Origin of the sequence: Nocardia sp. NPDC024068 (assembly GCF_040638875.1) — a bacterium.
Lineage (GTDB): Bacteria > Actinomycetota > Actinomycetes > Mycobacteriales > Mycobacteriaceae > Nocardia.
Genome location: NZ_JBEZYU010000088.1, coordinates 1 through 15,217, shown reverse-complemented (window position 1 = coordinate 15,217; position 15,217 = coordinate 1). Strand labels below are relative to the sequence as shown.

At 66.4% G+C, this 15,217-nt stretch carries 15 protein-coding genes; all 15 read right to left on the bottom strand.

Annotation, left to right across the window (positions count from 1 at the left end; all coding sequences use genetic code 11):
* Positions 1-404 precede the first annotated feature (404 nt).
* A complete protein-coding gene (murA, locus tag AB0F41_RS30310) occupies positions 405-1,664 on the bottom strand; it encodes a UDP-N-acetylglucosamine 1-carboxyvinyltransferase (RefSeq protein ID WP_357429790.1) in 1,260 nt (419 codons plus the stop codon).
* Positions 1,665-1,817: 153 nt separating this feature from the next.
* Positions 1,818-2,474: a cob(I)yrinic acid a,c-diamide adenosyltransferase gene (locus tag AB0F41_RS30305; protein WP_357429788.1), complete on the bottom strand. Its 657-nt coding sequence runs from the start codon at positions 2,472-2,474 to the stop codon at positions 1,818-1,820.
* Between the two features lie 122 nt (positions 2,475-2,596).
* Positions 2,597-3,019 (bottom strand): DUF2550 domain-containing protein, encoded by a 423-nt coding sequence (locus AB0F41_RS30300; protein ID WP_357429786.1) that lies wholly within the window; start codon positions 3,017-3,019, stop codon positions 2,597-2,599.
* A gap of 266 nt (positions 3,020-3,285) precedes the next feature.
* Positions 3,286-3,660 carry a F0F1 ATP synthase subunit epsilon gene (locus AB0F41_RS30295; protein ID WP_357429785.1) on the bottom strand — a complete coding sequence of 125 codons (375 nt, stop codon included), beginning with the start codon at positions 3,658-3,660 and terminating at the stop codon, positions 3,286-3,288.
* A 6-nt stretch (positions 3,661-3,666) separates the two neighbouring features.
* On the bottom strand, positions 3,667-5,115 hold the full coding sequence (gene atpD / locus AB0F41_RS30290; protein WP_357429784.1) for a F0F1 ATP synthase subunit beta: 1,449 nt from the start codon (positions 5,113-5,115) through the stop codon (positions 3,667-3,669).
* Between the two features lie 22 nt (positions 5,116-5,137).
* The gene (locus AB0F41_RS30285) at positions 5,138-6,109 is read right to left on the bottom strand and encodes a F0F1 ATP synthase subunit gamma (RefSeq protein ID WP_357429782.1); all 972 of its coding nucleotides are present in this window, start codon (positions 6,107-6,109) and stop codon (positions 5,138-5,140) included.
* Positions 6,110-6,167: 58 nt separating this feature from the next.
* Complete coding sequence (gene atpA / locus AB0F41_RS30280) at positions 6,168-7,805, bottom strand: F0F1 ATP synthase subunit alpha (RefSeq protein ID WP_357429780.1); 1,638 nt, start codon at positions 7,803-7,805, stop codon at positions 6,168-6,170.
* Between the two features lie 82 nt (positions 7,806-7,887).
* A complete protein-coding gene (locus tag AB0F41_RS30275; protein ID WP_357429778.1) occupies positions 7,888-8,697 on the bottom strand; it encodes a F0F1 ATP synthase subunit delta in 810 nt (269 codons plus the stop codon).
* Positions 8,698-8,716: 19 nt separating this feature from the next.
* Positions 8,717-9,277 (bottom strand): F0F1 ATP synthase subunit B, encoded by a 561-nt coding sequence (locus tag AB0F41_RS30270; RefSeq protein ID WP_357429776.1) that lies wholly within the window; start codon positions 9,275-9,277, stop codon positions 8,717-8,719.
* Between the two features lie 5 nt (positions 9,278-9,282).
* Positions 9,283-9,531: an ATP synthase F0 subunit C gene (locus AB0F41_RS30265; RefSeq protein ID WP_357429774.1), complete on the bottom strand. Its 249-nt coding sequence runs from the start codon at positions 9,529-9,531 to the stop codon at positions 9,283-9,285.
* 77 nt (positions 9,532-9,608) lie between these two features.
* Positions 9,609-10,334, bottom strand: coding sequence for a F0F1 ATP synthase subunit A (gene atpB, locus AB0F41_RS30260; RefSeq protein ID WP_357429792.1), 726 nt, complete (start codon positions 10,332-10,334; stop codon positions 9,609-9,611).
* Positions 10,335-10,730: 396 nt separating this feature from the next.
* Positions 10,731-11,198 carry a hypothetical protein gene (locus tag AB0F41_RS30255; RefSeq protein ID WP_357429772.1) on the bottom strand — a complete coding sequence of 156 codons (468 nt, stop codon included), beginning with the start codon at positions 11,196-11,198 and terminating at the stop codon, positions 10,731-10,733.
* A gap of 10 nt (positions 11,199-11,208) precedes the next feature.
* Entirely contained in the window at positions 11,209-12,375 is a 1,167-nt protein-coding gene (locus AB0F41_RS30250) for an MraY family glycosyltransferase (protein ID WP_357429770.1), read from the bottom strand.
* A gap of 61 nt (positions 12,376-12,436) precedes the next feature.
* A complete protein-coding gene (locus AB0F41_RS30245) occupies positions 12,437-13,102 on the bottom strand; it encodes an L-threonylcarbamoyladenylate synthase (RefSeq protein ID WP_357429768.1) in 666 nt (221 codons plus the stop codon).
* Positions 13,103-13,895: 793 nt separating this feature from the next.
* Entirely contained in the window at positions 13,896-14,774 is an 879-nt protein-coding gene (prmC, locus tag AB0F41_RS30240) for a peptide chain release factor N(5)-glutamine methyltransferase (RefSeq protein ID WP_357429766.1), read from the bottom strand.
* Positions 14,775-15,217: the final 443 nt, after the last annotated feature.

Genomic DNA, 15,217 nt, shown 5'->3' with positions numbered 1-15,217 from the left:
GCCTCCACACGGGGGTATGAAGAACCGAAACCAAATTAAATATTTGGCACTGACATTCATCAACACACTATTGAGTTCTCAAAGAACACACGCACTCACAATCTCGCAGCTATTCGCTGTCTGATCCGTGAGGCAACTTCCTAAGCTTAGCTCACCCGTTTTCCCGATTGCAAATCGGCGTCCCGGTCGAGCCAGTGTGATCGCCAGGCGCTCCTCGTCCTACCTCGTTTCCCTGGTCCCTCCGGCTCGGCGTTTCCGCCTCGCTCCGGGCCCCGGGTCGGTGTCCGTGTCGCTCTGACTTGGATAAAGTTACGCGGCATCTATTTCGATGTCAAATCGCCTGGTCACGGGGCCTAATTGGCGCCATTTCCCACAGCCGTTTCGTGGCCGGTCGGCGGGAATGGTCAATGGCCCACCCCGACCCGCTGTACATCGGCGCCGAGAGCCTGCAACTTCTCCACGAAGTTCGGATAACCGCGGTCGATATGGAACACGTCGTGTACTTCCGTGATCCCGTCCGCGACGAGGCCGGCCAGGACCAGACCGGCGCCGGCCCTGATATCCGACGACCACACCGGAGCACTGGACAACCGCGGGATCCCGCGGACGACGGCATGATGCCCATCGGTGCGGGCGTCTGCGCCGAGCCGGATCATCTCCTCGACGAAACGAAAACGCGCCTCGAAGACGTTCTCGGTGATCATCGACGTTCCGTCCGCGACGGCGGCCAGCCCGATGGCCATCGGCTGCAGGTCGGTCGGGAAACCAGGGAACGGCAGGGTCGAGAAGTTCACCGACCGGGGGCGGTCGGCCTGGACGACCCGGAACCCCTCCTGTTCGAAAGAGATCCGGGCGCCGGCGGACCGGAGTTTGTCCAGCACCAGGGCGAGGTGCTGCGGGTTGACGCCCGTCACTCGCACATCACCCATCGTCATGGCCGCGGCGATACCCCAGGTCGCGGCGACGATACGGTCGCCGATCACCCGGTGCGTGGTCGGCTGGAGCCGTTTGACGCCGTGAATGGTCAGCACCGAGGTGCCGGCGCCGCGGATCCGGGCGCCCATCTGGGTGAGCATGGTGCACAGGTCGACGATGTCGGGTTCGCGGGCGGCATTGTCGATCACCGTCTCCCCCTGCGCGAGCACCGCGGCCATCAGAATGTTCTCGGTGGCACCGACCGACGGGAAGTCGAGCCGGATGCGCGCACCCTGCAGTTCGTCGGCCCGCGCCACCACACAACCGTGCTCGATTTCGCTGGTGGCACCCAGCAACCGCAGACCCGCCTGATGCATATCCAGGGGGCGCGACCCGATGGCGTCGCCGCCGGGTAGCGCGACCACCGCGCGTTTACACCGGGCCATGAGTGGCCCGAGTACGCACACCGAGGCGCGGAACTGGGTCACCGCCGGGAAATCGGCGTGGTACTTGGGTTCGGCGGGGGTGTCGATGGCCACCACATCACCGGTGATGGTGACGTCGCAGCCGAGGCCGCGCAGCACCTCCGCCATCAGCGGGACGTCCAGAATGTCCGGGCAGTTCGTGATGGTGGTGGTGCCTTCGGTGAGCAGGGCAGCGGCCATCAGCTTCAGGACGCTGTTCTTGGCGCCTCCGACCGAGACCTCACCGACCAGCCGGTTGCCGCCAGTTACCAAAAACCGTTCCATGCCGCCTCTCCGAGTATTCGGCGCACCAGTGAGTGCAAGGATAGAGCGCGGGCGATCGCGTCACCGCGCAGGTCGAGCGAACGTGGAGCCCGGGCGCACCGGGCCGGCGCACCCGCCCGGCGAAAGGGCAGCCACCGCCGGAAGCGATCCTCGTCAGGTTCCCGGGGCCGCATCGGAATCGGGGTCCACCTCGGACTTTCCGCCACCCCGGCTTCGGCTCTGCGCGCTGCCGTCGCCGGCGGGGCCACCACCCGGCTGCCACAGCACGTCGCCTTCCGGGTTGGTGTACCGGCTGAGGATGAACAGCAGGTCCGACAGCCGGTTGAGGTACTTCGCCGGCAGCACGCCGGTGTCCTCGGGGTGGTCGGCCACAGCCGCCCATGCCGACCGTTCGGCACGACGCACCACCGTCCGGGCGGTGTGCAACAGCGCGGCCAGCGGAGTACCGCCGGGCAGGATGAACGAATTCAGTGGGGCCAGTTCGGCATTGAACTCGTCGCACCAGGATTCCAGGCGTTCGATATACGTCTCGGTGATCCGCAGCGGTGGGTACTCCGGGTCCGCCACCACCGGGGTGGACAGATCCGCACCCGCGTCGAACAGGTCGTTCTGGATGCGGCGCAGCACCGCGACCAGCGCCTCGTCCGGTTGTCCGAGGGCGACGGCCACGCCGATGGCCGCATTGGCCTCATCGCAATCCGCGTAGGCGACCAGTCGCGGGTCGTTCTTGGTGACCCGCGAGAAGTCACTGAGGCCGGTGGTCCCGTCATCGCCGGTCCGGGTGTAGATCCGCGTCAGATGCACGCTCACAGGACCCACCATAAACGCTCGAGCGGCTGCCGACGGGGTTCTGCGGTGATGCCCATTTGGGCCGCGGTCTGTCTCGTCACACCGGCGGGGCCGGCTCGGCCCGAATCGGGACCGCGGGAAGGTCAGTGCCCGCGTAGCCGGCGGGCCCGCTCGGAGGGGCGGGATTCGACCCAGGAGAGGAACGCGGTGAGCGAAGGACGGTCGAGCGCCAGCTCGTAATCGCCGGTGCGATCCGATACACCGATCACCGCGATGTCGTCGGTCATGATGTCGAACTCGTCCCCGCGCGGACCACGGCGCTGCCCGATCTCTATCCCGCGACGCCGGATCACCGAATCCGCGCCGAGTTTGAGACTGGTGAGTTTGAAGAACACGAGGTGGTCCTCGTCATAGCGGATGACTCCATGGCGCCAGCGTTCGCCGCCGTCTGCCGGGAGAATGCGCAGTATCGCCGCGGTCCCGCCCTTGCGCAGCATGACCAGGCGATACGTGGAAACCAGAGCGAGTGTGACCAGCACTAACACCAGAATGATCAGAACTACCATCCCGGTCTGCAATGCCGCACATCCCTTCGCTCATCCGAGGTGACGTCGAATCGGCCCCGGGTGAAACATCTGTGGTCATTCAACCACGTACCAGTTTACAAACAGCACCCGGATGTCTGCGGGATCGCGAGGTCATCGACCTGCGGCGGGTGGATGAGCGCCTCGGCTCCACCGGGCGCGGCGGGACGGCAAAAAGCTCCGGCCGGTGACGAGGTGTTCGTCACCGGCCGGAGCCTACTGCTGTGGGGAATCGTCCCCGGGCTGGATCAGGCCCCTGCCCGCTCCACCGCGCGGACCCGGCCCTGCGCGATGAGCTGCGCCTCCTGAGAGGCCGCATCGTCGGACAGCACCTGCTTCGCGGCCTCGACATCGACCTCCGAAGAGAATTCCGCGGACTCCGCCAGCACACGAACCGTGTCGGCGGTGACCGAGAAGAACCCGCCGTGCACCGCGGCGACGATCCGGGTTCCGTCGGTGTCGACGATGGACACGGTGCCGCCCTCGACCAGCTGGCCGAGCAACGGCTCGTGGCCGGGCATGATGCCGATCTGACCCTCGGTGGTCTGGGCACTGACGAAACTCGCCCGGCCCGACCAGAGCCGCCGCTCGACCGCGACGAGATCAACTGACATATCCGCCATCAGGGGCTACTTTCCGGCGATCTTCTTCGCGGCCGCCTCGACATCGTCGAGACCACCGCAGCTGTTGAACGCCTGCTCCGGGAAGTGGTCGAATTCGCCCTTGCAGACCCGGTCGAAGTCGTCGATGGTCTGCTCCAGCGGCACGACCGAACCCGGCTGACCGGTGAACTTCTCGGCCACGATGAAGTTCTGGCCGAGGAATTTCTCCAGCCGGCGGGCACGACCGACGAGGACCTTGTCCTCTTCGGAGAGCTCGTCCATACCGAGGATGGCGATGATGTCCTGCAATTCCTTGTACTTCTGCAGGATGCGCTTCACCTCGTTGGCCACCGCGAAGTGCCGGTCGCCGACGATCGAGGCCTCGAGGATACGAGAGGTCGAGGTCAGCGGGTCGACGGCCGGGTAGATGCCCTTCTGCGAGATCGGGCGCGAAAGCTCGGTCGTCGCATCCAGGTGGGCGAAGGTGGTCGCCGGAGCCGGGTCGGTGTAGTCGTCGGCGGGCACGTAGATCGCCTGCAGCGAGGTGATCGACCGGCCACGGGTCGAGGTGATGCGCTCCTGCAGCTCGCCCATCTCGTCGGCCAGGGTCGGCTGGTAACCGACGGCCGAGGGCATACGGCCCAGCAGGGTCGAGACCTCGGAACCGGCCTGGGTGAACCGGAAGATGTTGTCGATGAACAGCAGCACGTCCTGGTGCTTCACATCACGGAAGTACTCCGCCATGGTCAGCGCCGACAGGGCGACACGCATACGGGTGCCCGGCGGCTCATCCATCTGGCCGAAGACGAGGGCGGTGTCCTGCAGGACGCCCATCTCTTCCATTTCCAGGTGCAGGTCGGTGCCCTCACGGGTGCGCTCACCGACGCCGGCGAACACCGAGGTACCGGAGAACTCCCGCGCGATACGGGTGATCATCTCCTGGATCAGCACGGTCTTGCCGACACCGGCACCACCGAACAGACCGATCTTGCCGCCCTTCACGTACGGGGTCAGCAGGTCGAGCACCTTGACACCGGTCTCGAGGATCTCGGTCTTGCCCTCGAGCTGGTCGAAGCTCGGCGGCTTGCGGTGGATGCCCCACTGCTCACCGTCGCGGCCGAGGCCGGGGCTGTCGAGGCAATCGCCGAGGGCGTTGAACACGTGCCCCTTGACGACATCGCCGACCGGCACCGAGATCGGCTTACCGGAATCACGGACCTCGGCGCCACGGACCAGGCCGTCGGTGGGCTGCATCGAGATGGTGCGCACGATGTTGTCACCGAGGTGCTGGGCGACCTCGAGGGTCAGCGTCTTGGCTACCGACTTCAGAGCGATATCGGCGGCCAGGGCGTTGAACAGATCTGGGATGGAGCCCCGCGGGAATTCGACGTCCACGACGGGGCCGATGACGCGGACCACGCGGCCGCTGGCGGCGCCGGTCCGGCTCGAGTCTTCTCGAGTAACAGCTGCGGTCATTTCTGGTTTCTCTTCCTGCGTCTCAGTCGCGTTCCGAGCTGGCCGCCAGGGCGTTCACGCCGCCGACGATTTCGCTGATTTCCTGCGTGATGTTGGCCTGCCGCAACGAGTTGGCCTGGCGAGACAGGGAACTCGCCAATTCGTTGGCGTTATCGGTGGCCGCCTTCATTGCGGTGCGCCGAGCGGCGTGCTCGGATGCCGCTGCGTCGAGCAACGATGCGTAGATCCGCGTGTTGATGTACTTGGGCAGCAGCGCCGCCAGCAGCACATCGGCGTCGGGCTCGAATTCGTACTGCGCGCTCACCTCGGCCGTGGGCGAATCGGACAGCATGTCCTTGCCCAGGTCGAAGTTCTCGTCGACGAAGGAGATCTGGATCGGTGCCATCCGGCGCACCTCCGGCGTCTGCGACAGCATGCTCACGAACCGGGTGTAGACGATATGGAGTTCGTCCACGCCCGCGATCGGACCGGTACCGTCCGGTGCCGGGACCTCGCCCGCGGACCCGGCCATGAAGCTGTCCACCAGGTGGTTGCAGGCCGCCGAGGCATCCGGATAGGTCGGCTGCTGCGAGAACCCGGTCCACGAGGCCACCGGCCGGCGATCGCGGAAGGTGTAGTACGTCAGGCCTTTGCTGCCCATGACGTAGAGCACCGGTTCCTTGCCCTCGTCGCGCAGGGTGGTCATCAACTCCTCGGCGCGTTTGAGCACATTGGAGTTGTAACCACCGCACTGGCCGCTGTCGCTGGTGATCACCAGCACCGCGGCACGCTTCGGATCGGGGCGTTCGGTGAGCAGCGGGTGCGACAGATTCTTCGACGCACTCGCCAGCTCCGCGACCACCTTGGTGATCTCCTCGGAGTACGGCTTGGCGGCCGCGACCCGAGCCTGGGCCTTGGTGATCCGCGAGGTGGCGATCAGTTCCTGGGCCTTGGTGATCTTCTTGATCGAGTTGATACCACGAATACGGGAGCGCAGCTCGCGCAAGGTAGCCATCGGTTCACACTCCCCTCATTCGCGGCGTGACAGGAAAACAGCGCATGGTTCGCCCGGTCTACTTCTCGACGTGCTTGCGGGTGACCGACAGCGACTCGACCTCTTCGTCGGCGAGCTTGTCGGCGCCGGGTTCGTTCACCACGCGGGTGCCGTCCGAGGCCAGGAAGCCCTGCTTGAAGTTGTCGGTAGCGGTCTTGATCTGCTCGGCGGCATCACCGTCGAGCACCTTGCCACCGGCAATGGCGGTAAAGGCGTCCGCGGCGTTGCTGTGCAGATCCTCGAGCAACTCGACATTGAAGCGGCGGATATCGGCCACCGGTACGGAGTCGTAGTAGCCGCCGTCGACCAGATAGATCGAGACGATCTGGTCCTCGACCGCGATCGGCGAGTACTGGTCCTGCTTGAGCAGCTCGACCCAGCGGGCACCACGCTCGAGCTGAGCCAGGGAGGCGGCGTCCAGATCGGAGGCGAAGGCGGAGAACGCCTCGAGCTCGCGGTACTGGGCCATTTCCAGACGCAGCGAACCGGCGACCTTCTTCATACCCTTGGTCTGGGCGGCGCCACCGACACGGGAGACCGAGGTTCCGACGTTGATCGCCGGGCGGACGCCCTTGTTGAACAGGTCGGACTCCAGGAAGACCTGACCGTCGGTGATGGAGATGACGTTGGTCGGGATGAACGCCGAGATGTCGTTGGCCTTGGTCTCGATGATCGGCAGGCCGGTCATCGAACCGCCGCCCATCTCGTCGGAGAGCTTGGCGCAACGCTCCAGCAGACGCGAGTGCAGGTAGAAGACGTCACCCGGGTAGGCCTCGCGGCCCGGCGGACGGCGCAGCAGCAGCGAGATGGCGCGGTAGGCCTCGGCCTGCTTGGTCAGATCGTCGAACACGATCAGGACGTGCTTGCCCTGGTACATCCAGTGCTGGCCGAGGGCCGAGCCGGTGTAGGGGGCCAGCCACTTGAAGCCGGCGGAGTCGGAGGCCGGGGCGGCGACGATGGTGGTGTACTCCAGCGCGCCGTGCTCCTCGAGGGCGGATTTGACGCCCGCGATGGTGGAGCCCTTCTGGCCGATCGCCACGTAGATGCAGCGCACCTGCTTGGCCGGATCGCCGGAATCCCAGTTGGCCTTCTGGTTCAGGATCGTATCGATGCAGACCGCGGTCTTACCGGTCTTGCGGTCACCGATCACCAGCTGTCGCTGGCCACGGCCGATGGCGGTCAGCGCGTCGATGGCGGTGATACCGGTGGCCATCGGCTCCTCGACCGGCTGCCGTTCCAGCACGGTGGCGGCCTGCAGTTCCAGGACGCGGCGGTCATCGGCCTCGATATCGCCCAGACCGTCGATCGGCTGGCCGAGCGGGTTCACCACGCGGCCGAGGAATTTGTCACCGACCGGAACCGAGAGCACGTCGCCGGTGCGGCGCACCTCCTGGCCCTCTTCGAGGCCCGCGTACTCACCGAGCACGACGGCACCGATTTCGCGGTCCTCGAGGTTCAGCGCGACACCGAGCACACCGCCCGAGAATTCGAGCAGCTCGTTGGCCATCGCCGAGGGCAGGCCGCTGACGTGCGCGATGCCGTCACTGGTGTCGGTGACGACACCGACTTCCTCGATGGAGGTTTCCGGGGTGTAGCTCTGGGTGTAGCTTTCGATCGCGCTACGGATCTCGTCGGAGGAGATCGTCAGCTCCGCCATGTTCTTCCTGCTCTCGGTCTCTGGTCTGGAATGTCGGGGGGTGTGGGTGCGGTCGGCGGGCCGGGATGACCGGGCCGTACCGCTAGGTCAGCGAGCGGCGCATCCGTTCCAGCCGGCCGATCGCACTGCCGTCGATCACATCGTCACCGATACGTACGACGAGTCCGCTGAGCAGACTCGGGTCGGTCTCGATATGCACGGTGACCGCCTTGCCGTAGATGCGCGCCAGCGAACCTGCCAGCCGCTCCCGCTGGGAATCGGTCAGCGCGGTCGCCGCCCGCACATGCGCGACGATCTGTTCGCGCCGGGACGCGGCCAGGTCGGACAGTTCGTCGAAGGCCGGACCTATTCCGGAACGCAGCCTGGACACCACCTGTTCCGCCAACGCCTGGGTGACGGGTTCGGTCTTCCCGGACAGCAGCCGGGCGAGCAGATCGCGTTTGGCCGCCGGGGAGGTGGCCCGATCGGACAGCGCCTGTTCCAGCTGCGGATTGTCGTTGATGATCCGGCCGAACCGGAACAGCTCGTCCTCGACCGCGGTCAGCCGGTCCTGTTCGGATGCCGACTCCAGCAGCGCCAGCTGCCCGAGCAGCACCAGGGTGTCGACCAGGTCGCGGGGGCGGGACCAGTTCTGGGCCACCGCGGTGGTCAGCACCGCCTGGGTGGCAGCACTGACCCGGCTCCCGAAAACCCGCTCGCTCAGTTCGGCGCGGGCCGAACCGGGCACCGACACGTCCGCGAGCGCCACACGCAGCGGACGCTGGTCGTCCAGTACGTCGACAACGGCGAACAGTTCGGACCCCGTCGTGGCCGCAACACCGTTGCTGCCGGTCAGCGCGGCCCGAAGCGCCTCCTTGGACCGGGAGCTGGCCTCACGGCTCGCTGCGTACATGGTTCTCACTCCTCCGTCGTTACCTTCCGACCCCGATACCGGCGTCCGAACGGTCGATCTCGTCGAGGAATCGCTCGATCGTCGCGGCCTGTTTGGCCTCGTCCGATACCGACTGCCCGATGATCTTCTCGGCCAGGTCCACCGCGGTGCGGCCGACCTCGGCACGCAACTCGGTCAGGATCTGCTGGCGCTGGGCTTCCAGCTGGGTGTGCCCGGCCGCGACGATACGGTCGCTCTCGGCCTGGGCATCGGCCTTCATCTGGGCGAGGATCTGCTGGCCCTGGGTACGGGCGTCTTCGCGGATCTTCGCCGCTTCCAGCCGGGCGTCGGCCAGCTGCTTCTGGTACTGCTGCAGTGTCTCCTGGGCTTCGGCCTGCGCCGATTCGGCCCGTTCGATGCCACCTTCGATCTTGTCGGCGCGCTCGTCCAGCACCTTCATCAGGCGCGGAACGGCGTACTTGTAGACCACGAAGGCGACAATCGCCACGCAGACCGCCGACCAGACGATGTCGTACGTCGCGGGAATGAGAGGATTCACATCCTCTCCCTCTTCCGCCGCGAGCAGAATGAACTCGTTCATCGGAATCAGAAGATGAAGCCGGCGACGAGACCGATCAGTGCCAGGGCTTCGGTGAACGCGATGCCGAGGAACATGTTGGTCCGGATGGTGCCCTGGAGCTCGGGCTGGCGGGCAATGCCCTCGATCGCCTTACCGACGACGATACCGACGCCGATGCCGGGGCCGATGGCGGCCAGGCCGTAGCCGACGGCGCCCAGGCCCCGCACGGTGGATTCGTTGGTGGCAGCTTCCTGGGCCAGGTACGAGAGGCTCATGAGTCTTCCATTCCCTTTCTGTTGCTCACCCGCCGGACGGCGTGGTGCAGCAGGTCCTTATCGGTTGTTCCGGTCGGTCAGTGGTCGTCGGCGTGCTGGGCAAGGCTGATGTACACGGCGGTCAGCAAAGCGAACACATACGCCTGCAGGAAAATGACCAGCAGCTCGAAGATCGTGAATGCGAGCCCGCCGAGCAGCGAGAAAGGCGAGAACACCTTCATCCAGTTGTCCGCGTCGAACAGGAAGAACTGGGTCGCGCTGAAGAACAGCACCAGCATGATGTGGCCGGCGAGCATATTGGCCATGAGACGGACGGTCAGCGTGAACGGCCGCAGGATGAAGGTCGAGACGAACTCGATCGGAATGAGCAGGACGTGCATGGCCGGCGGAACATTCGGAACGACGACGCTGCTGCGCATATAGGTGAAGAAGCCGTACTTCTTGATGCCCACATAGTTGAACGCGATATACGCGATCGCTGCCAGTACCAGCGGCATGCCGATACGCGCGTTCGACGAGATGTTCAGACCGGGGATCACACCCGAGAAGTTCAGGAACAGGACGGTGAAGAAGATCGTCGCGATGAGTGGGAAGAACTTGCGACCGCTTTCCTTGCCGAGCACTTCCTCGCAGATCTGCTCCTTGACGAAGACCATCCCCATTTCACCGATGTTCTGCAGCTTCTTGGGCACGATGCGCGGGCTGCGGAAAGCCAGGAAAAGGAATGCGACCAGCACGGCGGTCATCAGAAGCCGGACCAGCATCAGCCGATCGAGTTCGAAGGGAGTTCCCTCGAACAGCACCGCCGGAGGGAAGAAGTCGGTTAGCGACGGCGCGTGAAACTCCGCGGCCAAGGTGGTGACGCTCAGCGTTCTCTCCCGTGTTCGGTCCGCGGGAAGTTCTCGCTCCCGCGGTTCGATCGGACATTGACGATCAATGTGGGTCGACTGAGGTCGGCTCGAAGTTCGTCAGCAGCTGTAGCGGGGTTCCGCGCTGGCGTCTGTACGTGTGTCGGCGACATCGTCGACATGCAGAACCGAACCCATTACGAGCCCGGCACGGCAGTAGCATAGCGACTACTCGTGAGACCTCATCGGCACCCCTTGCCGAGTCGCTTGCTTACCAAGACTTTACCAAGAGAACTACGACAACGTGTAGCGGGGGCGATGTTATCTACGACAAGTTGTCGTAGTGTTATCTCACGCAGTCCCGGAATCGTCGTCCACGACCTGGTCAGGGACATTCACATACGGGACCTTCTGCCGCAATACACCGTAAGTTTCGGCCCCCAGGACGATGACCAGCGCGCCCACGACGGTCAGGAACAAGGCCACCCTGTCGTAGAACTCGAATTGCTGCAGCACAGCGACCACGATCAGCGCCACCAGCAGTTTTCCGACCCAGCTCGCCAGCATCACCAGCCCCGCGGTGGACGGCGGCAGCTTCGCGCCCAGCAGTACCACCACGGCCGTGGTCAGGATGAAACCACCGCCGATAGCGGCGCCGAGCAACGCGCCCCACAGGCCCGCGGTACCCGCGGCCAGGGTGGCCACCACGACCGAGACCACGGTCAGCACGACCAAACCGATCAGCCCGTAACGCAGCGCGGCACGCAGGGGGAGGTCGGGGTCATCGGAGGTAGGGGGCAGGGCTGGGCTCGTCGACACGGCCCGAACTCTACCCGGACTCGGTTGCCGACCCCGCCGCGTCCCGCCGGGCCTGACGCCGCCACAGACCCGGCACAGCCGTCACGACCAGGGCGAACAGTAATCCGGCGGCCATCAGCAGCACCACCACCCGGCGATCCATCACCGAGGTACCGACCGCACCGAACGCGAGGATGCCGACCCACAGGTAGATCACCAGGACGACCCGGCGCTGCGAATGCCCGATCTGCAGGAGCCGGTGATGCAGGTGCATCTTGTCGGGAGTGGAGAAGCTCACCCCCGCACGCACCCGCCGCACGATCGCCAGCAGCAGATCCAGCACCGGAATGAACATCACCGCGCCCACCAGCAGCAGCGGCGAAAGCAGACCGACGATATCGCGCGGCCCGTAGCCCTGCAGCGGGATCCGGCCGGACGCACTGGTGGACACCGCCGCCAGCACCAGACCGATCAGCATCGACCCGGAATCGCCCATGAAAATCCGGGCCGGCGAGAAATTATGCGGCAGGAAGCCCAGACACGCGCCCGCCATCGCGGCGGCCAGCAGCGCGGGTGGATAACTGTCCACGGAACCGCCCTGCTCGGTGAGCAGTCCCACCGCGAACGCGAACACCGCGAACGACGCGATCAGGCCCAGCCCCGCGGCCAGCCCGTCCAAACCGTCCACGAAGTTCATCGCGTTGATCAGCGTTACCGCCACGGCGACGGTCACCAGACCGCCCTGCAGTCCGTCCAGGACCACGGTGCTGTTGCTGAACGGGTCGTAGATCAGATACCAGCCCAGACCCATCACCGCCATCACCCCCGCGGCGGTGACCTGGCCCGCGAACTTGGTCAGCGCGTCCAGCCCCCAGCGGTCGTCCACGATGCCCACCGCGACGATGATCGTGGCCGCGACCAGCACCGCCGAGATATCGGGCCGGTAGTCGAAGCCGCGGCGCAGCGCGGGCAACTGGTGCGCGAACAACACCGCCGCCACCACACCGAAGTACATGCCGACCCCGCCCATCCGGGGAATCGGCTTCACGTGCACATCGCGATCGCGGGGAATCGCCACCGCGCCGAAGCCGATCGCCAAGGTCCGGATCCCTCCGGTGGCCAGAAAAGTGACCACGGTCGAGATCAGCAGGACCAGCAGAAGCTCTCGAAGCGGGACGACCGCACCGGAACCGGTCATCGCGCCGACCACCACCCCGTCACCGGGGGCACCGCCCGTACCACCACCGAAATCGGAGCACTCACCGCGCGACGGACCCGGTCAGGGCCTCGGGTGTGGTGCCCAGCACCTCGGCGACCGCCGCCGTCGGCACCGCGCCCTCGCGCAGGATGCGCGGCTGGTCGCCGGTGAGATCGACAATGGTGGAAGGAGTGGCGTGCTGCGCCGGACCACCGTCCAGATACACACCCACCACGGAACCGAGCTGCTCCCGCGCCTGCTCGGCATTCGCGGCGGCCGGGCGGCCGGAGATATTGGCACTCGACACCGCCAGCGGTCCCACCTCCTGCAGCAGCTCCAGCGCCACCGGATGCAACGGCATCCGCAACATCACCGTGCCCCGCGCATCACCGAGATCCCAGGCCAGCGAAGGCGCCTGCTGCACAACGACACTCAGACCGCCGGGCCAGAACGCCCGGATCAGTTCACGAGCCTGCGGCCGCACCGAGAACACCAGACCGTCGATCGTGTTCCACGACCCCACCAGCACCGGAACCGGCATATCACGCCCCCGCCCCTTGGCCGCCAGCAACGACGCGACGGCCGCGGAATCGAACGCGTCCGCGGCGAGACCGTACACGGTATCGGTAGGCATCACGACCAGCCGACCCGCTCTCAGAGCACTGGTCGCCGCGGCCAGGCCGGCGGCGCGCGAATCGGAATCGGCGCAGTCGTAGACGGTACTCACGCGAACCATGGTATGGGCTGTGTCATGGCCCCGCCTGCGGCGGGGCGGGGGTGGGGCCCTGACATCCCGGTTCTTCACTCCCGCCGGTCGGTCGCTGCGCTCCCTCCCTCTGGTCGCTCCAGAACCGGGCGGGCCCCACCCACAAAATGCGACCATCCGGATAAAACACAAGAGCACCCACCCACCGGCGCCATCAACACCTGAGGCGGTTCCGCTGATCTTGTAGCGCTCAACTTCCGCAAACTATGGACCTGGCTATGCGCCCGCGCCCACCCGGCCCCGATCCGGATGCGCCACATCCACCGATCCGGCCCACCCTCCCGGCGCCGAGTTCAGCGAGGCCCTGAAAGGGTTCGGCCCGCGTCTGCTGTCAGCCCTCGAAGCGCATGTGGCGAAGCCACGAGTCTCGAGGGCTGACAGCAGACGCTCAGAGGGCCGAACCCCGCGCGCGCCAGCGCGCCAATAAACACAGCACCTTCACGAGCGAGGTCACCCCCAGATCTTTCGGCGCGGTTTCACCCCCAACCTCCACAGACGCACTCACCCTCGACCTTCACGACCACTCCCCCAACCTCCGTATGCACCCTCGACCTCCACCGGAAGGCTCACCCCAACCCTCACGAGCACGCTCATCCTCCACCTTCACGCACACACTCACCTCAACCTCACCCGATCCGCGGACGCCCACCCTCACCTTCACAGTCAGGCTCACCCCCGACCTTCACACACACTCCCCCCAACTCTCACGAGCATGCTCGCCCCATCCCGCACACACTCACCCCGACCTGCACGCTCAGGTCGCGACCCGCACCGCCGACACGAACCGTGGCTTCCCGGCCAGGTCCAGATGTTCGGTGATCTCCCCGAACCGCCCGTCGGCGGCCAAGAGGCGGGCCAGTCCGCCGCCATTGGAGTCGTCGTGTTCGACCACCATCCCCCCGCCGGGCCGGAGCAGACGGCCGATCAGCGGGACCAGCGGGCGGATCACATCCAGGCCGTCGGGGCCCGCGAAGAGGGCGCGGTGCGGGTCGTGGGCGGCCACTTCGGGAGAGAGGTCGGCGCCTTCGGGTATGTAGGGCGGATTGGCGACGACCATGCCCACTTTCCCGTCCAGTTCGGTGAGCAGGGCGGAGTCCGTGACATCGGCCTGGTGCAGCGTGATCGGGGTGTCGCCGGCGGCGACACGCAGGTCGGCGTTGCGGCGGGCCCACCGCAGCGCGTCCGGGTCGAGTTCAACGGCGTGCACCTCGGCATCGGGGCGGGCGTGGGCGATCGCGAGCGCCAGCGCACCCGAACCGGTGCACAGATCCACCACGAGCGGGGGTTGGCCGGGCCGAACCGGGCCGAGCCGGGCCAGCGCCCAGGCGAACAACAGTTCCGTCTCCGGGCGGGGCACGAACACCCCCGGCCCCACCTTCAACTCGATTTCCCCGATGTAGGCCTCACCCGTCAGATGCTGGAGAGGTTCGCGGGCCGCACGGCGAGCGATGAGCGTATGGAAAGCGTCGAGCCGGTCGGGTTCGATCAGCGGTGCGAGCAGCAGCCGCGATCGCGGCACCCCCAGCACATACGCTGCCAGCTGCTCGGCATCCGCCCGTGGACTCGCCACCCCGGCCGCCCGCAGCGATTCGGTCGCTTCGGCGAGTACAGGGCGCAGCTGAACACCGGTCACGCGCTGATTATCGCCCCCGACGTCGGCAAGCGGGAGCGAGGGGCCATTTCGGCCGCGGCCGGGCCACGGCGATGCCACGCCCGACCATGCCGGCCGGCGCAAACACCGGTGCGGCTCCGGCATGGCCGCGCCCGAAGGCCGAATCACCCGGAATGGCAACGGCCCTGTACACGACCCCGCGCCCACAGCGCCGACGTATACCGATGCGGACGCGGCCTCGGCCGACCGGCAAACGTCTCGCCGGAGAGTCTCGAGTCGAGTCACCGCCCCGAGGGCAACACCGACCCACGCCTCACATCCCCCACCCGACCCGCGCCGAGTTCAGCGAGGCCCACAAAGGGTTCGGCCCGCGTCTGCTGTCAGCCCTCGAAGCGCATGTGGCGAAGCCACAAGTCTCGAGGGCTGGATACCAGATCACCGTCTCCGCGGATTCCGGTTCGCCC

Bases quoted from the DNA above. Each gene is read 5' to 3' on its own strand.
- atpA (WP_357429780.1), bottom strand. From the start codon at position 7,805: ATGGCGGAGCTGACGATCTCCTCCGACGAGATCCGTAGCGCGATCGAA.
- murA (WP_357429790.1), bottom strand. From the start codon at position 1,664: ATGGAACGGTTTTTGGTAACTGGCGGCAACCGGCTGGTCGGTGAGGTC.
- atpD (WP_357429784.1), bottom strand. From the start codon at position 5,115: ATGACCGCAGCTGTTACTCGAGAAGACTCGAGCCGGACCGGCGCCGCC.
- AB0F41_RS30250 (WP_357429770.1), bottom strand. From the start codon at position 12,375: ATGACCGGTTCCGGTGCGGTCGTCCCGCTTCGAGAGCTTCTGCTGGTC.
- AB0F41_RS30275 (WP_357429778.1), bottom strand. From the start codon at position 8,697: ATGTACGCAGCGAGCCGTGAGGCCAGCTCCCGGTCCAAGGAGGCGCTT.
- AB0F41_RS30270 (WP_357429776.1), bottom strand. From the start codon at position 9,277: ATGAACGAGTTCATTCTGCTCGCGGCGGAAGAGGGAGAGGATGTGAAT.
- AB0F41_RS30265 (WP_357429774.1), bottom strand. From the start codon at position 9,531: ATGAGCCTCTCGTACCTGGCCCAGGAAGCTGCCACCAACGAATCCACC.
- AB0F41_RS30285 (WP_357429782.1), bottom strand. From the start codon at position 6,109: ATGGCTACCTTGCGCGAGCTGCGCTCCCGTATTCGTGGTATCAACTCG.
- AB0F41_RS30300 (WP_357429786.1), bottom strand. From the start codon at position 3,019: ATGGTAGTTCTGATCATTCTGGTGTTAGTGCTGGTCACACTCGCTCTG.
- AB0F41_RS30295 (WP_357429785.1), bottom strand. From the start codon at position 3,660: ATGGCGGATATGTCAGTTGATCTCGTCGCGGTCGAGCGGCGGCTCTGG.